General features: G+C 73.6%; 20 protein-coding genes. 9 read left to right on the plus strand and 11 right to left on the minus strand.

The window, feature by feature from the left end; genetic code table 11:
- Positions 1–395, plus strand: a 395-nt coding sequence (locus tag AOK09_RS02410) for a YchJ family protein (RefSeq protein WP_055585410.1), incomplete at its 5' end; no start/stop codon positions are given.
- A 37-nt stretch (positions 396–432) separates the two neighbouring features.
- On the opposite strand, the gene AOK09_RS02415 is transcribed toward AOK09_RS02410, so the two are convergent.
- Together AOK09_RS02415 and AOK09_RS02420 are read right to left on the minus strand one after the other, a co-directional pair.
- Entirely contained in the window at positions 433–2,013 is a 1,581-nt protein-coding gene (locus tag AOK09_RS02415; RefSeq protein ID WP_055585411.1) for a glycerol-3-phosphate dehydrogenase/oxidase, read from the minus strand.
- Entirely contained in the window at positions 2,010–2,609 is a 600-nt protein-coding gene (locus AOK09_RS02420) for a TetR/AcrR family transcriptional regulator (protein ID WP_055585412.1), read from the minus strand. Before AOK09_RS02420 ends, AOK09_RS02415 begins: the two co-directional genes overlap by 4 nt.
- A gap of 50 nt (positions 2,610–2,659) precedes the next feature.
- Here AOK09_RS02420 and AOK09_RS02425 point away from each other — a divergent pair, with 50 nt between their 5' ends.
- Together AOK09_RS02425 and AOK09_RS02430 are read left to right on the plus strand one after the other, a co-directional pair.
- Positions 2,660–4,258 (plus strand): FAD-binding oxidoreductase, encoded by a 1,599-nt coding sequence (locus AOK09_RS02425; protein WP_055585413.1) that lies wholly within the window; start codon positions 2,660–2,662, stop codon positions 4,256–4,258.
- 53 nt (positions 4,259–4,311) lie between these two features.
- Positions 4,312–5,193, plus strand: coding sequence for a diacylglycerol/lipid kinase family protein (locus tag AOK09_RS02430; protein ID WP_055585414.1), 882 nt, complete (start codon positions 4,312–4,314; stop codon positions 5,191–5,193).
- A gap of 18 nt (positions 5,194–5,211) precedes the next feature.
- On the opposite strand, the gene AOK09_RS02435 is transcribed toward AOK09_RS02430, so the two are convergent.
- Genes AOK09_RS02435 through AOK09_RS02445 form a run of 3 tightly spaced genes read right to left on the minus strand, consistent with a single transcriptional unit; the run spans position 5,212 to position 8,487 of the window.
- A complete protein-coding gene (locus AOK09_RS02435; protein ID WP_055585415.1) occupies positions 5,212–6,003 on the minus strand; it encodes a GNAT family N-acetyltransferase in 792 nt (263 codons plus the stop codon).
- 52 nt (positions 6,004–6,055) lie between these two features.
- Positions 6,056–7,081, minus strand: coding sequence for an acetamidase/formamidase family protein (locus AOK09_RS02440; RefSeq protein ID WP_055585416.1), 1,026 nt, complete (start codon positions 7,079–7,081; stop codon positions 6,056–6,058).
- The gene (locus AOK09_RS02445) at positions 7,078–8,487 is read right to left on the minus strand and encodes an APC family permease (protein WP_245687081.1); all 1,410 of its coding nucleotides are present in this window, start codon (positions 8,485–8,487) and stop codon (positions 7,078–7,080) included. The genes AOK09_RS02440 and AOK09_RS02445 overlap by 4 nt, the downstream gene beginning before the upstream one ends.
- A 190-nt stretch (positions 8,488–8,677) precedes the next feature.
- Between AOK09_RS02445 and AOK09_RS02450 the strand changes: the two genes are divergently transcribed.
- From AOK09_RS02450 to AOK09_RS02460, 3 genes are read left to right on the plus strand one after another with little or no spacing between them, the layout of a single operon-like run.
- Positions 8,678–9,157: a MarR family winged helix-turn-helix transcriptional regulator gene (locus tag AOK09_RS02450; RefSeq protein WP_055585418.1), complete on the plus strand. Its 480-nt coding sequence runs from the start codon at positions 8,678–8,680 to the stop codon at positions 9,155–9,157.
- 37 nt (positions 9,158–9,194) lie between these two features.
- Positions 9,195–10,466: an MFS transporter gene (locus tag AOK09_RS02455; RefSeq protein ID WP_079062664.1), complete on the plus strand. Its 1,272-nt coding sequence runs from the start codon at positions 9,195–9,197 to the stop codon at positions 10,464–10,466.
- A 28-nt stretch (positions 10,467–10,494) separates the two neighbouring features.
- Positions 10,495–10,932 (plus strand): MarR family winged helix-turn-helix transcriptional regulator, encoded by a 438-nt coding sequence (locus AOK09_RS02460; protein WP_055585419.1) that lies wholly within the window; start codon positions 10,495–10,497, stop codon positions 10,930–10,932.
- A 136-nt stretch (positions 10,933–11,068) separates the two neighbouring features.
- Here AOK09_RS02460 and AOK09_RS02465 read toward each other — a convergent pair whose 3' ends face one another.
- On the minus strand, positions 11,069–12,604 hold the full coding sequence (locus tag AOK09_RS02465; RefSeq protein WP_055585420.1) for an MDR family MFS transporter: 1,536 nt from the start codon (positions 12,602–12,604) through the stop codon (positions 11,069–11,071).
- A 61-nt stretch (positions 12,605–12,665) separates the two neighbouring features.
- The gene (locus AOK09_RS02470; RefSeq protein ID WP_055585421.1) at positions 12,666–13,196 is read right to left on the minus strand and encodes a MarR family winged helix-turn-helix transcriptional regulator; all 531 of its coding nucleotides are present in this window, start codon (positions 13,194–13,196) and stop codon (positions 12,666–12,668) included.
- Between the two features lie 431 nt (positions 13,197–13,627).
- On the opposite strand from AOK09_RS02470, the gene AOK09_RS02475 reads away from it, so the two are divergent.
- Positions 13,628–15,118, plus strand: coding sequence for an ankyrin repeat domain-containing protein (locus tag AOK09_RS02475; protein ID WP_055585422.1), 1,491 nt, complete (start codon positions 13,628–13,630; stop codon positions 15,116–15,118).
- A gap of 377 nt (positions 15,119–15,495) precedes the next feature.
- Here AOK09_RS02475 and AOK09_RS02480 read toward each other — a convergent pair whose 3' ends face one another.
- Positions 15,496–16,614, minus strand: a complete 1,119-nt coding sequence (locus AOK09_RS02480) for a serine/threonine-protein kinase (RefSeq protein WP_079062665.1) — start codon at positions 16,612–16,614, stop codon at positions 15,496–15,498.
- A 172-nt stretch (positions 16,615–16,786) separates the two neighbouring features.
- Between AOK09_RS02480 and AOK09_RS02485 the strand changes: the two genes are divergently transcribed.
- Positions 16,787–17,410 carry a GntR family transcriptional regulator gene (locus AOK09_RS02485; protein ID WP_055585423.1) on the plus strand — a complete coding sequence of 208 codons (624 nt, stop codon included), beginning with the start codon at positions 16,787–16,789 and terminating at the stop codon, positions 17,408–17,410.
- A gap of 119 nt (positions 17,411–17,529) precedes the next feature.
- Positions 17,530–20,214: a pyruvate dehydrogenase (acetyl-transferring), homodimeric type gene (gene aceE, locus AOK09_RS02490; RefSeq protein ID WP_055585424.1), complete on the plus strand. Its 2,685-nt coding sequence runs from the start codon at positions 17,530–17,532 to the stop codon at positions 20,212–20,214.
- A 200-nt stretch (positions 20,215–20,414) separates the two neighbouring features.
- Here the strand turns inward: aceE and AOK09_RS02495 are convergent, their stop codons facing one another.
- The 3 genes from AOK09_RS02495 to AOK09_RS02505 all read right to left on the minus strand — a co-directional run bounded on the left by AOK09_RS02495 (position 20,415) and on the right by AOK09_RS02505 (position 23,804).
- The gene (locus tag AOK09_RS02495) at positions 20,415–21,005 is read right to left on the minus strand and encodes a DUF421 domain-containing protein (RefSeq protein WP_245687082.1); all 591 of its coding nucleotides are present in this window, start codon (positions 21,003–21,005) and stop codon (positions 20,415–20,417) included.
- A gap of 222 nt (positions 21,006–21,227) precedes the next feature.
- Entirely contained in the window at positions 21,228–21,878 is a 651-nt protein-coding gene (locus AOK09_RS02500; protein WP_055585425.1) for a tetratricopeptide repeat protein, read from the minus strand.
- A gap of 153 nt (positions 21,879–22,031) precedes the next feature.
- Positions 22,032–23,804, minus strand: coding sequence for a cholesterol oxidase substrate-binding domain-containing protein (locus AOK09_RS02505; RefSeq protein WP_055585426.1), 1,773 nt, complete (start codon positions 23,802–23,804; stop codon positions 22,032–22,034).
- Positions 23,805–24,015 lie beyond the last annotated feature (211 nt).

The following is a 24,015-nucleotide window of genomic DNA, read 5'->3' on the forward strand; positions in this document are numbered from 1 at the left end:
CCGCCCCGCAGCAGTGCCCCTGCGGTCTGCCCTCCTCCTATGCCGACTGCTGCGGCCGGCTGCACCGCGGAGAGGCGGCCGCGGCCACGGCGGAGCAGCTGATGCGGTCCCGCTACAGCGCCTTCGCGGTCGGCGACGAGGCCTATCTGCTGCGCAGCTGGCACCCCCGCACCCGCCCGCAGCGCCTCGGTCTGGACGCGGGGACGCGCTGGCTGCGGCTGGAGGTTCTCGGCGGCAGCGACGGGGGGCCGTTCCACAGCGAGGGCACGGTGGAGTTCCGGGCCCACTGCTCCCAGGGCGGTCAGGGCGGCGAGCTCCATGAGAACAGCCGCTTCGTCCGCCACGAGGGCGCCTGGGTCTATCTGGACGGCGTGGTGGACGAGGGCGGCGACTGAACCCGCCCTCCCCTCGACGGCGCCCGCCGGGCGCGGATCAGCGCGGGCTGCTGGGCGCGGGCAGCTCCCGCAGGGCCTCCCGCGCGGCGGCCAGCGCAGCATCGCGGTCGGCAGGGACCAGGCCGATCCGGGTGCGCCGGTCGAGCAGGTCGGCCTCGTCCAGCGCGCCTTCGTGGCGTACGGCCCAGACCAGCTCGGCCGCGGTGACGGCGAGTCCGGGCACCACCGGCCGTCCCAGACCGGGGTCGGCGACGGCCAGGGCGTGCACCGCGGGCGCCTCGGTGCCGTAGCGGCGGACCAGGCGGCGCGGGGCGTCCAGCGCGGCCAGGGTGCCCGGCGCGGCGGCGCCGACCAGCGGCAGGCGGGCGGTACGGCAGGGCCCGGCGGACAGCCCCCGGGCGGCGACCACGGCGTCCACCGCGTCCTGGGCCATCCTGCGGTAGGTGGTGAGCTTGCCGCCGACCACCGTGACCACTCCGTCTGGCGAGGTCAGCACGGCGTGGCGGCGGGAGAGGTCGGAGGTGCGGTCGCCGTCCGCGCCGCCGGAGTCCAGCAGCGGCCGCAGCCCGGCGAACGCCCCTGCCACGTCGCCGCGGCGCAGCGGCACGTCCAGCGCCGAGCCGAGGACGTCCAGCAGGAAGCCGATGTCGGTCTCGGGTACCTTGGGGACATCCGGGACGGGCCCGTCCAGCGGCTCGTCGGTCAGCCCCACGTACACCCGGCCGTCGCCCTGCGGCAGCACCAGCACGAAGCGGTCGCTCTCGCCGGGGACGGGGATGTGCAGTCCGGTGCGCATCCCGCCGAGGGCCTCGGAGCGCAGCACCAGATGGGTGCCCCGGGAGGGCCGCAGCCGGATGTCGCCGGCCAGGGTGCCGGCCCAGACGCCGGTCGCGTTGACCACGGCGCGGGCCTTGATCTCCAGCTGCTCACCGGTCAGTTCGTCGCGCACCAGCGCCCCGGTGCCGTCGAGGGTGAGGGCCCGGACCCGGGTCAGCACGCGGGCTCCGTGGGCGGCGGCGGTGCGGGCGATCGCGGTCACCAGGCGGGCGTCGTCGGCGAGTTGGCCGTCCCAGGAGAGCAGTCCGCCGCGCAGCCCGTAGGGGCGCAGGCCGGGGGCGAGTTCCAGGGTCTCGACGGCGGAGAGGCGGCGCGGGCCCGGCAGGGTGGCGCGGGCGGTGCGGGCGGAGGCGCGCAGCAGGTCGCCGGCCCGCAGTCCGCTCCAGGCCAGGGTGGCGTTGCGGCGCGGGACCAGCGGCGTGAGCGGCAGCACGAAGGGCTGGGCGTGCACCAGGTGCGGGGCGGTGCGCTCCATCAGGACGCCGCGTTCCACCGCGCTCTCCCGGGCGACGTCCAGCTGCCCGGAGGCCAGGTAGCGCAGTCCGCCGTGGATCAGTTTGGAGCTCCAGCGGGAGGTGCCGAAGGCCAGGTCGTGGGCATCCACGGCGGCGACGGTCAGCCCGCGGGAGGCGGCGTCCAGGGCGACCCCGGCTCCGGTCGCGCCGAGGCCGACCACCAGGACGTCCACGGGGGCGGCAGCGTCGGCCAGTTCGGCCAGTTCGCGGCCGCGCCGGGCCGCGCCGAGGGAGGAGGCGTGCGGAGTACGGGGGGTTGCGCTCACGGTGCCAGGGTCCTCTCCAGGATGTGCCTCAGCTCGCCGAGGAAGGCGTCGGCGTCGAGGCCGGAGTCGGCGTCGTCGGTCATGGTGCGCAGCGAGAGGGTGAAGGACTGGGCGACCAGCAGGACGGCGCGGGCCTGGCGGACGGGGTGGTCCTGCCGTACGGAGCCGTCGGTGTGCCCCTCGCGCAGGGCGTCGGCGAGGAACTCCAGCAGGGCGTCCTGGCTGGCGCCGCGCCGGTCCAGGACGTAGGGCAGCAGCAGTTCGGGGTCGACGTCCAGGATCTTGCGGAACAGCGGGTGGTCGCGGAACGCCCGCACTCCGGCGACCAGGCCCTCGACCAGCCGTTCCCGGGCCGGGCGGGCGGGGTCGCGGGGCGGTGCTGCGCCGAGGGCGACGGCGATCCACTCACGGGTCATCAGATCGCCGACCACGGTGCGCACGTCGGGCCAGCGCCGGTAGAGGGTCATCCGGGAGACGCCTGCGCGGCGGGCCACGTCGGTGAGGGTGGTCCGCCGCACCCCCACCGCGAGCACGCACGCGCGGGCCGCGTCCAGCACGGCATCGTCGTCCATTCCATTGTGACGAATCGGCGTCATGTGTCACAGTGTAACGCACAGGCCGGTCGGGCGAAGGGGAGTGCGTTCCGTTGGAGATGCTGTGGAGCGGCTGGGGCGACCCGGCCAAGGCGGCCCCGCTGCCCGAGCCGGTGGCCGGCCTGCTGCGCGACCTGCTCGGGGTGAAGCCGGTGAGCGCCCCGCCCGCCGACCCGTCCGCCCTCACCGTCCCCGCCAGCCGGCTGGCCGGCCCCGCGCTCGCCGCCCTCACCGAGGCCGTCGGCGGGCCGGAGCAGCTGCGCACCGACCCGGAGAGCCGCATCCGGCACACTCGCGGCAAGTCCACCCCGGACCTGCTGGAGATCCGGGCCGGACGGCTGGACGCCGCCCCCGACGCCGTACTGCTGCCCGCCGACCACGACCAGGTGCTGGCCGTCCTGCGAGCCTGTTCCCGCCACCGCGTCGCGGTGGTCCCCTTCGGCGGCGGCACCTCGGTCGTCGGCGGCCTCGCCCCCGAGGCCGACGGCTGCTTCGTCGCCCTGGACCTGCGCCGGCTGCGCCGGCTCACCGCCCTGGACACGGTCTCCCGCACCGCCACCCTCCAGCCCGGCCTGCGCGGGCCCGAGGCCGAGGCGCTGCTGGCCGCCCAGGGCTTCACCCTGGGGCACTTCCCGCAGTCCTTCGAGTGGGCCACCGTCGGCGGGTTCGCGGCGGCCCGCTCCAGCGGCCAGGCCTCCGCCGGGTACGGCCGGTTCGACGAGATGGTCGTCGGCCTCACCGTCGCCACCCCCGAGGGGACGCTGGACCTCGGCCGGGCGCCGCGCTCCGCCGCCGGGCCCGACCTGCGCCAGCTGGTGCTGGGCTCGGAGGGCACCCTGGGCGTGATCACCTCGGTGACCGTAAGGATCCACCCGCTGCCCGAGAGCAGGGTCTACGAGGGGTGGCGGTTCCCGTCCTTCGACGCGGGCGCGGCGGCGCTGCGCCGGCTCGCCCAGGACGGTCCGCTGCCGACCGTGCTGCGGCTCTCCGACGAGACCGAGACCATGGTCGGCCTGGCCCGGCCGGACGCCATCGGTACGGCCGACGGGGGCCCGGCGGCGGGCGGCTGCCTGGCCGTCACCGGGTTCGAGGGCACCGCCGAGGAGACCGCCCGGCGCCGCGAGCAGGCCCGGGCCGTGCTGCTCGACTGCGGCGGCGAACCGCTGGGCGAGGCCCCGGGCGAGCACTGGGCCCGGGGGCGCTACTCCGCGCCCTATCTGCGCGACGCCCTGCTCAACGCCGGTGCCTTCGCCGAGACCCTGGAGACCGCCGCCTTCTGGTCCGCCGTTCCGGCCCTCCGCGACGCCGTGCAGCGGGCCCTCACCGAGACCCTCACCGCGGCCGGCACCCCGCCGCTGGTGATGTGCCACATCTCCCACGTCTACCCCACCGGGGCCTCGCTCTACTTCACCGTGGTCTCGGCCCAGGGCGAGGACCCGGTCGCCCACTGGGCCCCCGCCAAGGCCGCCGCCTGCGACGCCATCGCGGCGGCCGGCGGCACCATCAGCCACCACCACGGCGTGGGCACCGACCACCGGACGTGGTACACCCAGGAGGTCGGCCCGCTGGGGGTGGCGGCGCTGCGCGCCGTCAAGGCCGTGCTCGACCCCGCCGGGATCCTCAACCCCGGCGTCCTGCTCCCGTCCCGCTGACCCGCCGCCACCCCCCCGCCGCCGCCCGCCCACCGCCTTTGGAGGCACACGCCATGCGACAGCTCACCGCCGTCGTCAACCCCACCGCGGGCGGGTCCACCGGGGCGGCGGCGCTGCTCCCGCTCGCCGCGCTGCTGCGCGGCGCCGGTGCCGACGTCGAGGTCGAGTACAGCCGCGGCCTGCACCACGCCCGGGAGGTGGCCCGGCAGGCCGCCGGCCGGGGCCGGGTGGTGCTCGCCGTCGGCGGCGACGGCATGGCCGGCTGCGTCGGCGGCGCGCTGGTGGGTACGGACGCCCTGCTCGGGCTGGTCCCGGCCGGCCGCGGGAACGACTTCGCACGCGCCCTGGAGCTGCCCACCGCCGCCGACGACCTCGCCCGGGTGCTGCTGCACGGCGAACCCCGGCGGATCGACGCCGTGGAGGTCAGCTCCCCCGGCCGCCCGCCGACGGCCGGACTGGGCAGTGTGTACGCCGGGGTGGACGCCCTGGCCAACCGCTACGCCAACGAGACCCGGCTGCTGCGCGGCGCCGCCTCCTACTACCTCGGCGGCCTGCGGGCCGTCCTCGGCTGGCGGCACGCCGACTACCGGATCACCCTGGACGGCATCCTGCACGAACGGCGCGGCTTCACCGTGGTCGCCGCCAACTCCGCCTTCTACGGCTTCGGGCGCCGCATCGCCCCCGACGCCAGGGTCGACGACGGCCTGCTGGACGTGGTCGTCATCCGGGAGACCTCCCGGCTGCTCTTCTTCTCGGTGATGAACGAGCTCAAGTCGGGCACCCACACCAGGCGCCCCCAGGTGGAGGTGCTGCGCGGCCGGGAGGTCCGCATCGAGGCCGACCGCCCGCTCCCCTACGGCCTGGACGGCGAGGTCGACGCCGTGCTCCCGGTGACCGCCCGGGTGCTGCCCGGAGCGCTGGGCATCCTCTGCTGAGCCGGCCGCCACCGCCCCTCACGGCTGCGGCGGCGTCCAGACGTAGGGGGTGGTGGTGGTCACGGCGTGGAAGCCCAGCCGGCGCAGGATGGGGCTGCTGTCGTCGGAGGCGTCCACCTGGAGCCAGGTGACCCCGCGGGCGAGGGCGAGCCGGGCGCGGGCGGCGACCGTCGCCCGGTAGATCCCCCTGCCCCGCCAGGCGGGCAGTGTGGAGCCGCCCCACAGGCCGGCGAACTCCGTCCCCGCCCGCAGCACCAGCCAGGCGGCGCAGACCACCTCGTCCCCGGCCTCGGCGACCAGCACGGCGATCTGGTCGGGGGACGCGGAGATCCGGGCTGACAGGTCGTCACCGAGCCAGCTCATCTCCATGCCCCAGACGGCCGACTCCAGGGCGGCGATCCGGCGCATGTCCCGGTCCTCGGTGACCTGGCGCAGTACGACGCCGTCCGGCAGGACGGGCTCCGCGGCCAGCTCGTCGGCGCGGCCGATCAGGACGGTCTCCTGGGCCTCGGGGACGAAGCCCGCGGCCCGCAGCCGGTCGGTGAGGTCGGCCGGCCGGTCGTGGCCCCGGACCTTCCACTCCACCGCCTCCCCCCGCGCCGCGAAGTAGTCGCGCTGACGGGCGATCAGCCCGTCGAGCGCGGCGCCGCCCACGCCCAGGTCGGCGGGGCCGGTGACCAGGCCGCGGAACTGGCCGACGATACGCAGCAGCGGCCCGTCCTGTTCGTAGCGGGCCCCGGCCGGCGGGGTGGGCGCTGCTCCGCGCATCTGCTCGTCATAGGCCGCGAGCAGGCCGTCGATGTCCGTCACAGGGAAGACGTTACAAACCCCGGCAACTGCTTTTGCCTTGGGCCGGGCCGGCTCAGCGCTGCCGCAGGTACTCGGCGGCCCGTTCGCGGAGGGCGTCGTGCAGCCCGTCGTAGGCCCGGGTGCCGCCGAGGACGGTCTTGGGGAGCTTGGCCACCATGGTGTAGTTGGTGTCCACCACATTGCCCGCGGGGGCCAGCCCGGCCTGGCTGACCAGCTGGTAGGCGTCCAGCCGGTGCAGGCCGGTCAGCCCGGCGGTCCAGCCGACCAGGTCGTGCTGGCTGATGCGGTAGGCGTCCTCCAGGGGGCGGGTGGAGCCGGTGGACATCAGGAAGGCGTCGGACTCGATCCGGGGCCAGGCCGGGGCGCCGCCCTTGATCAGGTCGATGACCACGGCGGTGTTCATCGCGGACTCCACGGCGGTGCCGCAGACCTCGCCCTCGCCCTGCCGGCAGTGGCCGTCGCCCAGGGAGAGCGCCGCGCCGGGGACGTTGACACCGAGATAGAGGGTGGTGCCGGCGCGCAGCTCCGGGGTGTCCATGTTGCCGCCGTGGGCGCCCGGGGTGATGCTCATGACGACCTCGCCGGCGGCCGGGGCGACGCCCACGGTGCCGTGCATGGGGTCCAGCGGCAGTTCGACCTCCGGCCCGGTGCCGTCGAACCGGGGGCGGAACCGGCAGGTGCGCCGGGCACGGTCGATCTCGTAGACCCAGACCACCTCCTCCAGCGGCTCGTGCAGCATCGCCGTGGCATGGGTGGCGGTCAGCGCGCCGAAGTGCGGGAAGGTGGCGGAGAACGCCTGGTCGCGGGCGGGGGCGATGTCGGCGAAGTGCACGGCCAGGGTGTCCCCGGGTTCGGCGCCCTCCACATGGATGGGGCCGGTCACCGGGTTGAGGTACGGAAAGGTGCAGACCTGGCTGGGCAGGTCGGAGGTGGAGCGCACCAGCCCGCCGAAGCAGTCCTCGGTGAAGAGCTCGACCACGGTGCCGGGCCGCACCCGCAGGACGGGCTGCCGGCCGCCGAAGGCGTAGCAGAAGCGGTCGGGCGCGGGGTCCAGGCGGACCACGTCGAGGTCACTCAAGGCTGCTCCTTCGTTGCGTGGACGGCAGTGGTCTCCAGGTCGGGCCGGCGCCCGGTGGCGAGCAGCACCAGCAGGACGGCCACTCCGGCGGCCAGCCAGAGGAAGCCCAGCCGCTGGGCCGCCACCTTGGCGTTGACCACCACGTACACCAGGATGGCGAAGCCGACGGCCGGGGCCAGCAGATGACGCCACCAGTCCCGGCTCCCGCCGCGTACCACGTAGTGGACCACCACCGTGACATGGAGCACCAGAAACGCCGTCAGCGCACCGAAGTTGACCAGTGAGCCGAGCAGGGTGATGCCGTCGGAACGGGAGTCCATCCACAGGCCCAGTCCCAGGGAGACGGCGGCGACCAGCAGGGTGGCGTTCACCGGGACCTTGCGACGGGGGTCGACCCGGGCGAGGAAGGCGGGCAGCCGGCGGTCACGGGCCATGGCGTAGAGCAGTCGCGAGGTGGCGGCCTGGGCGACCAGGGAGTTGGCGAATCCCCAGGCGACGGCGGTGGCCAGTGCGCTGAGGGTGCCCAGCCAGGCGCCTCCGGCGGCCCGCGCGGCGTCGTAGAAGGCGGTGCCGTCCGGGTCGCCGTCGCTGATCAGCCGGGCGGGGTGCGGTACCAGCATGGCCGCCACCCAGGTCTGGGCGATGAAGAGCAGTCCGGCGAGGCCCAGTGCGGCGGCCATGGAGCGTCCGATGGCGCGGGCCGACTCCCGGTTCTCCTCGGCGAGGGTGGAGATGCCGTCGAAGCCGAGGAAGCTGAGGACGGCGATGGAGACCGCCCCGAAGACCAGCGACCAGGAGAAGGTGCGGTGGTCGTAGAAGGCATGGAGGCTGAAGCCGTTGCCCTTGCCCTGGGCGAGGGCGATGACGCCGACGGTCAGGAAGACGGCCAGCACGGCCAGTTCGGCGGCCAGCATCACCTTGTTGATCCGGGCGGTCATGGTGATGCCGAGGTAGTTGACGGCGGTGTTCAGCAGGACGAAGCCCAGCAGCCACAGCCACACCGGGACCGAGCCGACCAGCGAGTGCATGGCCACGGCGGCGATCAGATAGAGCAGCGCGGGGACGAGGACGTAGTCCAGCAGGATCATCCAGCCCGCGAGAAAGCCGACCGGTGCCGCGATGCCGCGCCCCGCGTAGCTGTAGACCGACCCGGCCATGGGGAAGGCCCGGGACATCTGCGCGTAGGAGGCGGCGGTGAACATCATGGCCAGCATGCCCACCGCGTACGCCAGGGCGACCATGCCCCCGGAGCCTGCGAAGACGCCGCCGAAGATGCCGAACGGCGCGATCGGCACCATGAACACCAGTCCGTAGACCAGCAGGTCGCGGAAGCCCAGTGAGCGTTGCAGCTCCTGGGCGTAGCCGTAGTCCTCGATCGTGCCTTCGCCGGACGACTGCTCGCTCACTTCGCCTCCCGGAGGACGGTGGCGCATGGCTGCCGCAGTGATGATAGGGGCCCGGCGGCACCGGCGGAACGGCACGTTCTCCCTGGGTGAACCCCCGGCCCGCCGTCACCGGGCAGCGGTGCGGGGGGCTGCGCCGGTCGGCGGAAGATAAGCATAGTCACCCTATATAGGTGCGTGATATAAACCCGCCATGAGTGACGCCCAGCCGAACGGTGACCAGACCGCCGCCTTCCTGGAGCAGCTGGCGGTCCTCGCAGTACGCCATCTGACGCCCCGGGACATCAGCTTCACCACGGCCTCCACCCTCGGCCGGCTGGCCCGCGGCGGCCCCGCCCGGCTGACCGCCCTCGCCACCGACGAGGGGGTCAGCCAGCCGTCGATGACCCAGCTGGTCCAGCGCCTGGAGCGGCAGGGCCTGGTGCGGCGCACCAGCGATCCGGCGGACCGCCGGGTGGTCCTGGTGGCCGTCACCGACGCCGGAAGGGAGCTGCTGGCCGACCGCCGCCAGGCGCGCACCGAGCGCCTGGCGGCACTGCTCGCGGCACTGCCCGACGAGGACCGGCAGGCGCTGGCGGCCGCGGCCGCCGGAGCGCTGCCCGCCCTGGAACGGCTGGTGGCCGCGGCGGCCGAGGCCGGCCTCCCGGCGGCGGACCGCCGTCCGGTCGACTGACGAGGCGTCACACAGCACTCGAGTCTGGAGTTCCCCCATGTCCGTTCACCCCGGAGCACCCAACCCCTTCCGGCAACCCAAAGCCGTCTGGGCCGTGGCCTTCGCCTGTGTGATCTCCTTCATGGGGATCGGCCTGGTCGACCCGATCCTGCCCGCCCTCTCCTCCCAGCTGCACGCCACCCCCAGCCAGGTGTCCCTGCTGTTCACCAGCTACCTGGTGGTCACCGCAGTCGCCATGCTGGTCACCGGCTTCGTCTCCAGCCGGATAGGCGCCAAGCGCACCCTGATCGCCGGCCTGGCCCTGATCGTGGTCTTCAGCGCACTGGCCGGGTCCTCCGGCAGCATCAACAGCATCGTCGGCTTCCGGGCCGGCTGGGGGCTGGGCAACGCCCTGTTCATCGCCACCTCGCTGGCGGTCATCGTGGGCTCGGCCAGCGGCGGCTTCTCGGGCGCCATCATCCTCTACGAGACCGCACTGGGCGTCGGCATCGCGGTGGGCCCGCTGCTCGGCGGCGAGCTGGGCTCGATCAGCTGGCGCGGCCCCTTCTTCGGCGTCGCCGTGCTGATGGCAACAGCCCTGGTCGCCACCGTTGTCCTGGTGCAGCCCACCCCCGCACCGGCCCGGCGGGCCTCGGTGCTGGACCCGCTGAAGGCGCTGCGCCACCGCGGTCTGCTCACCATGGGCCTGACCGCACTCTGCTACAACTGGGGCTTCTTCACGGTGCTGGGCTACGCGCCCTACCCGATGGGCCTGGGCACCCACCAGCTCGGCTATGTCTTCACCGGCTGGGGCGTGCTGGTGGCCTTCTTCTCCGTCTTCGGCGCCCCCTGGCTGCAGGCCCGCTTCGGCATCGCCCGCACCCTCTACCTCAACCTGGCGCTGTTCGCCCTGGACATCCTGGTGATCGCGCTGTTCACCGACTCCCGGGCGACGCTGGTCACCGCGGTGATCGTGGCCGGCGCCTTCATCGGCATCAACAACACCATCACCACCCAGGCGGTGATGACGGTCTCCCCCGTGGAGCGCCCCACCGCCTCGTCCGCCTACGGGTTCGTCCGCTTCATCGGTGGCGGCCTGGCTCCGTACGCGGCCGGCAAGATCGCCGAGCACAACGGCGTCCATGCGCCGTTCTACGTCGGCGCGGTCGCGGTGGCGATCGGCATCGGCGTACTGGCCACCGGCCACTCGCTGCTGGCGGACGCCGAGCGGGCGCAGGCCGCCGAGGCGGCCGGCCACGCCCCGGACCGGGCGGAGCAGGACCGGCTGGAGCAGCAGGCGCTGGCCGAGGACGTGGGCTCCGCAAGCTGAGCCTGCGCCCACCCAGCAGACTGGCGTCATGAACCTCGCCGAACTGCATCTCTTCGGGCGGGCCCTGTCCGCCGCGGCCGTGCACGCCATGCAGCCCACCGGCTCGGTACCGCTGTCACCGACCGAGCTGGTGGTGCTGCGCTGCCTGCACGATGAGGACGGGCTGGCGGTGGGCGAGCTGGCCCGGCGGTGCGGGTTCGCACAGAGCCGGATCTCCACCGTGGTGGCCGAGCTGCGTGAGCGGGGGCTGCTGGAGGTCGTGCCCGACCCCCGGGACCGGCGGCGCAACCTGGTCTCCACCACGGCGCGGCTCAGGGAGCTGGCGACCTCGGTACCGGCGGTCGACGCCACCCCGCTGCTGCACGAGCTGCTGGGCGCGGCGGGGCCCCGGGCCGGGGAGCTGGTCGCGGCGCTCGGGGAGGCCGCCGCCGCGCTGGCGGCACACACCGGGGAACCGCAGCCCTGAGAGGACGACGGCAGAGGGCCGGGACCGGACGTGATCACGTCCGGTCCCGGCCCTTCGGCGCACCGTATGCCCTCCGGTGCGCCGGTCGGCGGCCCGGCCTGTCCCCGGCCACAGGGCCGCCGAGGATGGCGTCCCGTCAGCCGGCGGGCACCGGTGCGGGGGTGGCGCGGTCGGCCGGCTTGGAGTCCGACTGCCCGGTGCGCAGCGGCACCTCGCGGATGAAGGCGATGGCCACCAGACCCAGCAGCGCGATCGGCGCGGCGATCAGGAAGATGTCGCCGGAGGCGTGCCCGTACGCGGTCTCGACCACATGGGCGATCGGTGCGGGCAGGGTGTGCACGTCCGGCAGCGAGCCGCTGCCGCCGCCGGTGTGGACGCCGAGGGCGGTCAGGCCGTCCGCGGTGTAGGTCTTGACCTTGGCCGCGAGCACGGCGCCGAGCGCGGAGACCCCGATGGCACCGCCCAGGCTGCGGAAGAAGGACACCACGGAGCTGGCGGCGCCCAGTTCGTGCATGGGCACGGTGTTCTGCACGGCCAGGACCAGGTTCTGCATCGTCATGCCGACGCCGCAGCCGACGAGGAACATGTAGACGCCCAGCAGCACGAACGAGGTGTCCGCGCGTACCGTGCCCATCAGGGCGAAGCCCGCGGTGAGCAGCACACCGCCGAGCACCATGTAGCGCTTCCAGCGGCCGGTGGAGGTGATCAGACGGCCGACGAGCGTGGAGGAGAGGAAGAGTCCGGCGATCATCGGCAGCGTCATCAGGCCGGAGACCGTCGGCGACTTGCCGCGGCTGATCTGGTAGTACTGGCTGAGGAAGACCGTGGCGCCGAACATCGCGGTACCGACCGCGAGGCTGGCGAGCACCGCCAGGGTGACGGTCCGCCCGCGGAACAGGTGCATCGGGATGATCGGCTCCGCGGCCCTGGTCTCCACCAGGACGAACACCACGCCCAGCAGCAGCGCGCCACCCACCATGACGGCGGTCTGCCAGGAGCCCCAGGCGAAGCTGTCGCCAGCCAGCGAGACCCAGATCAGCAGCAGGCTGACGGCCGCGCTGACCAGCACGGCGCCCAGGTAGTCGACCTGGACCCGGCGCCTGACCACCGGCAGCTTCAGGGTGCGCTGCAGCACGATCAGGGCGAGGGCGGCGAAGGGGACGCCGACGTAGAAGCACCAGCGCCAGCCGAGCCAGGAGGTGTCCACGATGACACCGCCGAGGAGCGGACCGCCGATGGTCCCGACGGCCATCACCGCGCCGAGGTAGCCGTTGTACTTGCCCCGCTCACGCGGCGGGATCATGGTGGCCAGGATGACCTGGGACAGCGCCGTGAGACCGCCGGCGCCCAGACCCTGCACCACCCGGCAGGCGATCAGCATGCTGGTGTTCTGCGACAGGCCGGCCAGCGCCGAGCCCACGATGTAGACGCCCAGGGAGAGCTGGATCAGCAGCTTCTTGCTGGTCAGGTCGGCGAGCTTGCCCCAGATCGGGGTGGAGACGGTGGTGGCCAGCAGGGTGGCGGTGACCACCCAGGTGTAGGCGGACTGGCTGCCGTGCAGGGCCGTGACGATGCGGGGCAGCGCGTTGGAGACCACGGTGCTGGACAGGATCGCCACAAAGAGGCCGAGCAGGAGTCCGGAGAGCGCCTCCATGATCTGACGGTGCGTCATAGGCGCCGGGGCGCCCGGATCTCCCGTTCCTGCGGGAGCGGTGGCTGGCTGCTGTGCCACGTCAGGATTCCCTTCGTGCCGCGCTGGGCGCGGCCGGTGATGCGGTGGTGTACGGAGGTTCGGCGGTCGGGGTCCAGTCCGGCCCGTGTCCGGCGCCGGCCTGCGGGGGGAGGAGTCCCAGGTCCGTGTGGAGCCGGCGGAGCAGTCGGGCGAGGCTGTCCAGGTCGGTGTCGTCCCAGCCGTCGGTGGCGTCGGCCAGCTGCACCGCCCGGGCGCGCCGCGCGTCGGCGACCATCCGGCGGCCGGCCCGGGTCGCGCTGATCAGGCAGGAGCGGCCGTCCGCGGGGTTCGGCCGGCGGACGGCGAGGCCGAACTCCTCCAGGTGGGCCAGCCGGCGGCTGACCACGGACATGTCGAGGAGCAGGCACTCGGAGAGCTCGACCATCCGCATCTCGCCCTGCCTGCAGAGGGTGGCGAGCATGGCGACGGCCGCCCTGGTCTGCACGGGGACCGTCCGGTCGCCGCGGCGGAGGAGCAGGGTGACGCCTCTGAGATCGTCGGACAGCTCCGACAGGGCCCGCTTTCTCGACATCGATACATCTCCACTGATGATTGCCTGAGGCAACCTTATCAGTGGTTGCCCTAGGCAACCATCCCTGCAGATGGATCTGCCGGTGTGCTGTGCGTCACCTCGTTCAGGACCTGGAGTCGGCGCCGGTGGGCCGCCGCTCGGCGGTCGCAGGGCGCAGAGGCCGCCGGCACCCTGGGGATCGATGTGCGTGCAGGGGGCAGCGCATGCAGTGACCGGGCCGGCGTACGGCCTCGGCGTCCTCACCGCCGGGCGGCGTCGGCGAGGCGGTCACCCCGATGACGACGCCCCGGCTACACTCGGCGTGGCGCCCCGGGGCGCCACCCGTCCGCGGAGAGGGCCGAGCCCACCCGGCTGTGCGTGCGCCATCGGCATGGCCCCGTACCTCCTTTCAGCCCGGCGTAGCGGACCGCGGGCCATGGAAGGAGGTCGCCGTGGCGACCGTTCGTCTTCCCGACGACCCGAGCTTCGAGCAGTTGCGCAAGCAGGCGAAGGACCTTCGCGACCAAGCCAGGTCCGGCACTTCGGATGCGCTGGCCCTGGTGGGCGCCCACCACCCGGACGGCCCGCACCCGCCGTCATTGGCCGGTGCGCAACTGGTCATCGCCCGCCGTCACGGTTTCCCGTCGTGGGCGGCGCTCAAGCGGCACGTCCAGACCATCCAGCGCTATCGCCGTGTTCCGGACCAGGTCGACACGGCGACCTCGCACGCCGACGAGTTCCTGTTGCTGGCCTGTCTGCGGTACGGCCACGACGACGAACCGGCCCGCTGGAGGCGGGCCGCCGCGCTGCTCGCCGCCCACCCCGGGCTCACCACCACCTCGGTGCACGCGGCGGCAGCAGCGGCCGACATCGACGCACTCGCCGGCCTGCTCGCCGCGGATCCGACGCTGGCCGCCGCCGAGGGCGGGCCGTTCGCATGGGAGCCCATCCTGTACCTCGCATACGCGCGGCACGCCCCCACCATCCCTGCGGACGCGGTCGTCCGGGCCGCCCGCATGTTGCTCGATCACGGCGCCGACCCGAACGCCGGCTATCTGTGGCACGGCTTGACCTCACCTTTCACCGCGCTGGCCGGTGCGCTGGGTGGCGGCGAGCGCGGACAGCCGGCCCACCCGGCGGCCGACGCGCTGGCTCGCACACTCCTGTCCGCCGGCGCCGATCCCAACGACGCCCAAGCGCTGTACAACCGCCAGTTCGGCTCGGACGACGACCACCTCCGCCTGCTGATCGACCACGGGCTCGGACACGGCGGCGGCCCGTGGCGGACACGGCTGGGCGACGCGATTCCCCGCCCCGCCGACCTGATCGCCGGTCAACTCTGGTGGGCGGTCGCCCATGACCTCGCCGATCGGGTACGGCTGCTCGCCGAATGCGCCGACCTGCGTGCTGTGTTCCGCATCCCGGACGGCAGCCCGGCCCACCTGCGAGTCTGGAACGGCAGCACACCGGCACGCCTGGCCGCGCTGTGCGGCAGCACCCAGGTGCTGGAGTACCTGGGTGCGTACGGCGCTCCCTGGTCAACGGCCGACGGCGTGGACGCACTCATCGCCGCAGCCCTGGCAGGCGACTGCGCAACCGTCGAGCGGTTGCGCGGGCACGCCGGCACCGCACGCCGGCAGCGGCCCGGGCTGATCGTGTGGGCGGCGGCCCGCCGTTCCTGGCGTGCCGTCCCGCTCCTGGCGGAACTGGGGTTCGACGTCAACGCGCTGGGCCGCGGCGACGCCCCCCTTGAACAGCCATGGGAGACCCCGCTGCACCAGGCAGCGGCCGCTGACGACGTGACCGGCGCGCGCCTCCTGATCGGTCTGGGAGCCGACCCGAACATCCGCGACACCCGGTTCGGCAACACACCGCTGGGCTGGGCCGAGCACTTCCGCCACACCGAGGTCGCCCACTTCCTCCGACCACTGACGAGCCAGTGAGCCCGCAACCCGACGACCAGCGTTGTCGTTGCTTCCGCGGCCGTTACCACCGGGCCCCGCACGGGTCGTGCGCCTTCGCCCCGGACTGGGACCGCGCGCTGGAGGCGGCCCCGATTTTCACCCACCGACCAGCTCGCACCCACCGACGCCGAAATCCGCACGGTCCAACAGGCCCGGCCCAGGCAGAACTCGACACCGCTGCCTGACCGCATCAGGCCTGCCGAAACGTCGAAAGTCGAGGGCTGACGCGCCCGGGTGACAACCTCCTGTTCGAGGTCGGTCGTGCGCCCTTCGAGCTGGTCGATGTCATCGCGCGCCCCGAGGCCGGACTCCCGCCACGCCTGCAACCGGCGGTGCCGCTCAGCCGTCGGGGCGGCTCAGTTTCCGGGGCCGATGGCCGCCATGCTGAGCAGTGTCGACACCACCAGGGCCACCGCCCCGGCCACGGCGATGGTGATCACCTTGTGCCGCCGGATCAGCGCCCGGAAGCGCAGATGCAGGGTCTCCGCGCTCCCCTGCCGCCCCGGCTTCGCCGACCGCCGGCGGCCGCTCGCCGCCGGAGCGCGCCGGGAGGCGGCGGGCGAGGCCGCGGTCCTCGGCAGCGCGTACACGGTCGGTGCGGCGGCGGCCGGAGCGGGGGCCGCAGCGACGGGCGCCGCGACCCCGGCGGCGACCGGCCCGGCAGCGCCCCGCCAGGCCGAGGTGGCGAACCAGTCCGCCACCTCCTGGGCGGCAGGACGCTCCTCGGGCCGCTTGGCCAGCATCCGCAGCAGATACTCCTCGAACGCCCCCGGGAGCTGCGGGCAGCGCCAGGACGGCGGCGCGGGCGTCGTGGCGACATGCTGGTGCAGGACGGCCGCCGCGTGGTCGGACTGGAACGGCGGCTCCCCCACCAGCAACTGGTAGAGCACGCACCCCAGCGCATAGACGTCCGAGCCCGGCCCGGCGGCGCTGCCCAGCGCCCGTTCCGGGGCGAGGTAGAGGCTGGTGCCCACGATCTGGCCGACGCCGGTGAGCGCGGCCGAGGCGTCGTCGGCGAAGCGGGCGATGCCGAAGTCGGCGATCTTGACCGCGTCGTCGGCGCCCCGGATCAGGTTGCCCGGCTTGATGTCCCGGTGGATGACCCCCTGCCGGTGCGCGGCGGCCAGTCCGGCGGCGGTCTGGGCGGCGACCGCCGCCACCCGGTCCACCGCCAGCGGGCCCAGCGCCTCCAGCTCCTGGGCCAGGCTGCGCCCCTCCACCAGCTCCATCACCAGGAAGAAACGGTCCTGCCAGGCGCCGAAGTCAAAGACGGTGACCACTTGCGGGTGGTGCAGCCGGGCCGCGGTCTGCGCCTCCAGCCGGAACCTGGCGGCCGCCTCCGGGTCCGAGTCGGCGGCGAGCATGAGCTTCACGGCCACCGGGCGGCCCAGCACCTGGTCGTGACCGCGCCAGACCTCCCCCATGCCGCCCCGGCCGATCGCCGCGTCCAGCCGGTACCGATCCGCCACCAGCACCCGGTTGCCTCCTGCCTTCCGCTGCCGCGAGATGCCCGGCGGGCCGCCGTGGCGATCTTCAGGGTACCGACCTTCGCGGGGCTCTCCGTCCGGGGTGAGGGCACCGGCGGACGTCCCCGGCCGTATTGTCTAGGCATCCGCCGATCTCCCGTCCCCCCCACCAGGAGCAGACATGGCCCCACCCGTCGTCCACTCCCTGCGCGACCAGATCCGTGAGCACATCACGGCGGGCATCGTGAGCGGACGCTGGAAGCCGGGCGAGCGGATCGTGGAGCGGCGGATCGCCACCGAGCTGGACGTCAGCCAGACCCCCGTGCGGGAGGCGCTGCGGGAGCTGGAGGCGCTGCGGCTGATCGAGTCGGCTCCCAACAAGGGCGTGCGGGTGCGCAACCTGGCCGCGGCCGACCTGGAGGAGATCTATCCGGTGCGGGCCGGTCTGGAGCAGCTCGCGGCCGAGCTGGCCGCACCCCTGCTGGGCTCGGACGTCTCCGTACTGGAGCCCGAGGTGGCCGCGCTGCGGGAGGCCGACCGCACCAGCGACGTCGAGGCGCAGGTGCGGCACACGGTCGCCTTCCACCGGGAGCTGGTGCGGGCGTCCGGGAACAGCGTGCTGCTGCACACCTGGGAGTCGCTGGGGATCGAGGTGTGGACGGCGCTGTCGATCCGCTGGCTGGGGACCCGCCAGCAGTCGTACGCGGAGGAGCACGAGGCGGTCGTGGAGGCCTTCCGCCGACGGGATCCCCGGGTGGGCGAACTGGTCAAGGAGCATGTGCTCGGCTGTGCACCGCGTGCCTGACCTGCTGGCACGGGGTGCCAATTAGGGTCGCGGGCTTTTGATCGATCATCGATCAGTCCTACAGTGTCGGCGGAGCCCACCGGTTCCGTCTCCACGTCGCGTCCCAAAAGGCGGCCACCATGACCCACATCCCGCGCCACCAGGCGAGCGCACTCGACCAGCTCCCCGACCGCGACCCGGAGGAGAGCGCGGAGTGGGCCGCCTCGCTGGACGCCGTCGCCCAGGCGGCCGGACCGCAGCGCGCGTCCTATCTGATGCGCCGCACCCTGGAGCACGGCGAGCGGGCCGGGCTGACACTGCCCAGGGCGCTGGAGACCGACTACATCAACACCATCCCCACCGCCGCCGAACCTACGGTCCCCGGCGACGAGGAGCTGGAGCGGCGGATCACCGCCTGGAACCGCTGGAACGCGGCCGCCATGGTCACCCGCGGCAGCCGGCTGGGCCTGGGCGGGCACATCGCCACCTTCGCCTCGGCGGCCTGGCTCTACGAGACCGGCTTCCAGCACTTCTTCCGCGGCAAGGAGGGGGACGGCTCCGGCGACCAGCTCTACGTCCAGGGCCACGCCTCCCCCGGCATCTACGCCCGCGCCTTCCTGGACGGCAGGCTCAGCGAGGCCCAGCTGGACCGCTTCCGGCAGGAGGCGGGCGGCGACGGCCTGCCGTCCTATCCGCACCCCCGGCGGCTGCCGTGGCTCTGGGAGTTCCCCACCGTGTCGATGGGCCTGGGCCCGCTGTCGGCGATCCACCAGGCGCGCTTCAACCGCTATCTGCACAACCGCGGCATCAAGGACACCTCCGCCTCCCATGTCTGGGCGTTCCTGGGCGACGGCGAGATGGACGAGCCCGAGTCGACCGCCGCCCTGGCGCTGGCCGGCCGGGAGCAGCTGGACAACCTCACCTTCGTGGTCAACTGCAACCTCCAGCGGCTCGACGGGCCGGTGCGCGCCAACTTCAAGATCGTGCAGGAGCTGGAGTCCCAGTTCCGCGCCGCCGGCTGGAATGTCGTCAAGTCGCTCTGGGGATCCGCCTGGGACGACCTCTTCGCCCTGGACACCACCGGCGCCCTCGTACGGCGGCTGCGCGAGGTCCCCGACGGCCAGTTCCAGACCTATGCCACCCGGGACGCCGGCTACATCCGCGACCACTTCTTCGGCGCCGACCCGGCCCTGGTGGAGATGGCGCGGGTGCTCAGCGACGCCCGGATCCTGGAGTGCTTCCAGAGCTCACGAGCAGGCCACGAACCGCGCAAGGTGTACGCCGCCTACCGGGCCGCCGTCGAGCACCGCGGCGCCCCCACGGTGGTCCTCGCCCAGACGATCAAGGGCCACACCCTCGGCCCGGGCTTCGAGTCCCGCAACGCCAACCACCAGATGAAGAAGCTGACGGGCAAGCAGTTCCGCGCCATGCGGGACCTGCTGGAACTCCCCATCCCCGACAGCAGCCTGGACGGCGACCTGGTCCCCTACGCCCACCCCGGCGCGGACTCCCCCGAGGTCCGCTACCTCCATGAGCGCCGGGCCGCGCTGGGCGGCCCCGCGCCGACCCGCCGGATCCACCCCGTGGCGGCGCTCCCCGAACCGCCCGCCAAGCCCTTCAAGGCGCTGAGCCGGGGCTCCGGCAGCCAGGAGATCGCCACCACCATGGCCTTCGTCCGGCTGGTCAAGGACCTGATGCGGGATCCCGCCACCGGACCGCGCTGGGTGCCGATCGTCCCCGACGAGGCGCGCACCTTCGGCATGGAGTCGCTCTTCCCCACGCACGGGATCTACTCGCCGCTCGGCCAGACCTACGACCCGGTCGACCGCGACCAGCTGCTCTTCTACAAGGAAGCCAGCAACGGACAGATCCTCAACGAGGGCATCACCGAGGCCGGTTCGATGGCCGACTTCACGGCCGCCGCCACCGCGTACGCCACCCACGGCGAGCCGATGATCCCCTTCTACATCTTCTACTCGATGTTCGGCTGGCAGCGGACCGCCGACCAGATGTGGGCCCTGGCGGACCAGCTCGGCCGCGGGTTCCTGGTCGGCGCCACCGCCGGCCGCACCACCATGACCGGCGAGGGTCTCCAGCACGCCGACGGGCACTCCCACCTGATCGCCTCCACCAACCCGGCGGCGCTGGCCTACGACCCGGCCTTCGCCTACGAGCTCGGCGTGATCGTCCGCGACGGGCTGCGGCGGATGTACGGGCCGGACGCCGAGGACGTCTTCTACTACCTCACCGTCTACAACGAGACCAAGGTCCAGCCGCCGATGCCGCAGGGCGAGGGCGTGGAGGAGGGCATCCTCCGGGGCCTCTACCGTTTCCAGGAGGCGCCCGCCCAAAGCGCCGTCCCGGACGCCCCCAGGCTTCAGCTGCTGGCCTCCGGCACCGCCCTGCACTGGGTGCTGGACGCCCAGGAGCTGCTGGCCGCGGACTGGGGCGTGGCCGCCGACGTGTGGTCCGCCACCTCCTGGAGCGAACTCCGCCGTGACGCCCTGGCCTGCGACGCCGCGCTGCTCAGCGGCGAGGAGCGGGTCCCGTACGTCACCCGCGCCCTGGCCGGGGCGCCCGGCCCGGTGCTGGCCGTCAGCGACTGGATGCGTGCCGTCCCGGACCAGATCAGCCAGTGGGTCGAGCAGGACTGGCACTCCCTCGGCACCGACGGCTTCGGGCTCTCCGACACCCGCGAGGCCGCGCGCCGCCACTTCGGCGTCGACCCCCAGTCGATCGCCGTCGCCGCCCTGGCGGCCCTGGCCCGCCGCGGCGACGTCAAGGCGGAGACCGTCCGGCAGGCCCGGCTGCGCTACGGGCTCTGAGCACGTCCGGGTACGGCTCCCGCAAGGCGCACGGGAGCCGTACCCGGGCCGGACGGACTGCCCGGACTGCCCGGACTGCCCGGACTGCGTGAACGGCGGACATCGCTCTGAGGTCACCCGGACCGGCCCGTCGGTCTCAGCGTGTCCGCGTCGGCGCCCGGTGTCCGCGCCCGGCGGCGGCACCCGGCCTCGGCGGCCGTTCATGCGGGCGGCGGGGCCAGCCGGTGCTCGAGGTCGGCGATCTCCGCCCGGATCCGGGTGAGCAGCAACTCGTGTTCACGGCGCAGGTCCGCGATGGTGGCGCCCTGGTGGCCCTCGTCGAGGGTGACGACCAGTGCACCGCCCGGGGAGAGGGTGGCGTCGGCGATCTGGTTGATGTCGTCGGCTCCCTGACGGCGGCAGGCGGCCACGACGTCGGCCCGGCGCAGGCCGAGCCGGTGCAGCGCCTGCGGGATCATCCGGCCGTCGCGGATCAGGGTGGTGGAGCGGCCCTCGAAGAGCCGGACCAGGCGGGGATGGCGGTTGACCAGCCGGACCATCACGGCGTTGAGCGCGACCAGGACGGCCGCGCCCAGCAGGCCGCCGGTGAGACTGCTGTCGCTGCCGATGACCGCGTTCTGCACGACGCTGGACAGCAGCAGCATCACGACCAAGTCGAAGCTGTTGAGCTGGGCGAGGTCCCGTTTGCCGCCCAGCCGCAGCAGCAGCGCCAGCCCGATGTAGACCAGCACCGTGCGCAACAGCTTCTCCGCGGGCGGTATCTCGATGCTCCACAGGTCGTGCCAGATCAACGTCGGCTCCCTTGCTCGCAGGTCGGTGGCTGCCGGCTCCGCCGCACGCTGGTGGCCGCGCCGGGCAGACAGCTTGCCGGGGTCCCCGTGGGCGATCAATTCCGTGGGGGCCCGTCAGGGGCCGGCCGCCGCTTCACCGACAGGTGACCGGCGGCCCGCGGGCGTCCCCGGCCGACGACAGGGAACCGCCCTCGTTCCGTGAGGTCCGGCACCGCCGCCCGCTCAGGACAGCCGGAGCTCCGCACGGGCCTCCTCGGCCTGTCGCAGGATGCCCTGGGACGCCGTCTTCGCGGCCAGTTCCGCCGCCTCCCCGAGCAGCGCGGACGCGTCGTCCCGCCGCTCCTGCTGGGCGGCGAGGTAGGCGAGCCCTATCAGGTTGGCGGCCACACCCGGCAGGAATTCCAGCTCGCGGCGCAGACGCGTGGACTCCTCCAGGTGGGTCCGGGCCGTGTCGAGCCGGCCGGCCATGTGGTCGGCGATGCCGAGGTGCCGTAGCGCATAGGAGGCGGTCAGCCGGTCTCCGGCCTGACGGGCGAGTTCCAGGGAACGCCGGAGTGCGGGCAGCGCGGCCTCCGTGTCGCCGCAGACGACCTGGTGGAAGGTGCCGGTCCAGAACAGCGCCTCGCCCAGGCCGCGGGTGTCACCCAGCCGCTCGTAGAGCCGGGCCGCGTGCTCGAAGAGTTCCAGCTCCCTCGCGTCCACCACCCGGTCCGCCAGGAAGCGGGCGTGGACCACCCGGCCCCTGGCCAGCTGGAGATCGGCCTCGAGTGCGTCCAGTACCCGGTCGGCGGCGTCCGGGGCTGCGGGGTCGCCGCCGAAGACGGCGCGCTCATAGAGGAGTTCGGCCTGTTCGATTCGCTCGTCGGCAGCCATGCCCCGGGATCCTAGCCCTGCCGGGCCGCCGCAGGGTTGCTTCCGGGGCACGGTCCCACGGGGTGCGGCGAGGTCAGCGGGGAGGCGGCAGCCGGGCACGCGGCGGGCAGGCAACCGAGCGTCCGCCCCCGGGCCGCGCGGCCGGGCGGCCTGTCACCGCAGCAGGGTGTCCAGCAGAGGGCTGCTGAAGATCCGGTGCGGGTCGAGACGGTCGAGGGTGGCGACGGCCTCGTCCCAGCCGGGGGCGCCGGTCGCCCGGAGGCTTGCGGGGATGGCCGTGCCGATCACCCCGGGGTCGGACCAGGCGGCGTCCGCCGTGTACGCCCAGCCCTTGGACCACTCCACCCTCAGCGTCGAACGGTCGCCCGTGCCGAAGGTGCTCAGCAGGAACTGTTCGATGTCGCGGTAGAAGCGGGGAGCTGCGGGGGTGCCGGGCAGGGTGAGGATGTCCAGCCAGACGGCGGTGTCCCAGTCCGGACGGTCGGGCCGGGGGCACAGGGCCGACAGCAGCGGGGGCTGGGCGCCGGCCACCTGCGACCAGGCGGGGTCGTCCACCCCGGTCACCCGGATCTCCACCTGGCCGTTGACCGGGTACTCGCCGCGTGCGGCGTACTGCTGCAGCAGTGTCTGGTAGTAGGCCGCGAACTGGCTCACCACCCACTGGAGATCCGCGCGGCGGGTGAGCACCGCATAGCCGTTGGCGGTCTCCCGCAGGGTGCTGGGGCGTACGTACAGCAGCAGGTCGCGGGAGGGGCCCCAGAGGTCCGAGCGCAGGCCGTCGGCGAGCAGATGGGCGAGTGTGTCACCGTCGAGCAGGTCGCGGATGAGACCGCCGGAGAGCAGCACATCGCTGATGTCACCGGTGAGGGCTGCCTTGGCGACCAGGTACTGCAGATTGCCGAAGACGGTGGCCAGCGACCAGCTGCCGCTGAGTATCTCCCCGGCCAGTCGGGCGACGGGTTCGGGGAGGCTGTCGGAGAACGGGTAGTTGTACGGCTCTCCCACCGCGCGGGAGCCGAGCGGCTGGTGCGGGGTGACGCTCCAGGTCTTCAGCCATGGGCGGTCGGTGAAGGCGAACCAGATCGCCTCGGCACGGCCGGTGGCGTCGACGAAGCCGGCGAAGGTGCGGTCGGGGGCGGCCTGGCCGGGCGGGGCGAACAACTCGGCGGCGGGGATGTCGAGCCGGCTGACACAGCGCAGGTTGGTGTCCTGGCCGGTGCGCAGCACCGCCTCGGTGACGAAGGCCCGTCCCAGGTGTGTGAGGACGGCCGCGCAGTCGGCCTCGGCGCGGTCGAAGGTGCGCAGTGCGTACCGCCCGGCGCCGGCGTCCCACACCACGGCGGTCAGCTCGGTCACCAGGCTGCTGAGCGAACCGTACCCATGGCCCGCCGCCCGGACCTCGCCGTCGGCCGGTATCGCGGTGCCGTGTCCGCCGATGGCCAGCGCCCCTCCCACCGTGAGGTCCCCCGGCGCCGGACAGGAGGTGAGGCCGCGGCCCTGGCCGCCCAGGAATGCCAGCAGATCCTCCATGGCGGTGCCCGCCTGCACCCGTACGGTGTCGGGGCCGTCGAGCCGGGCGCCGGTGAGGTGGGCGGTGGTGTCCACCAGGACCACCCGGGTGTCGGCCGGTGCCGCGTCGGGCACGGTGAAGGGGGTCCAGGTGTGGCGGTGGCCCTGGGGCCGCAGCCGCCATCCCTGGGAGTGCGCCCAGTCGGCGAGGGTGAGCACATCCTGTGCGGTCCGCGGGGCGCACGTCCACAGCGCGTCGGTGCGGATCTCCCCCGACCAGTTCTCATAGACGCCCTGGTAGAGATCCAACCCGGCCGGGAAACCCGGCGGCGCCTCGGCGGCCCGGGCGGAGCCCGGTGCCAGGGTGCCGCGCAGCAGCCAGGTCGCACCCCCCAGGGCGGCCGAGGCCGTCATCATCCGCCGTCTGCTGAGCCCACGTCCGGTCACGCCCCACCCCGCCCTTCAACGGAACACCAGTTCGCAGACGAAACTAGAGGACCAGGGGCCACAGAAGGGCGTCTGCACAGCCAAACCACCGGATCGGGTGAAGGATCGGATGCCCGGGAACCTCGGCGCGACGGCCACGGTCGGCTCCCCGGCAGGTGTCTGCTCCGCAGGTGTCTCCGAT

This window comes from Peterkaempfera griseoplana (genome assembly GCF_001418575.1).
Taxonomy (GTDB): domain Bacteria; phylum Actinomycetota; class Actinomycetes; order Streptomycetales; family Streptomycetaceae; genus Peterkaempfera; species Peterkaempfera griseoplana.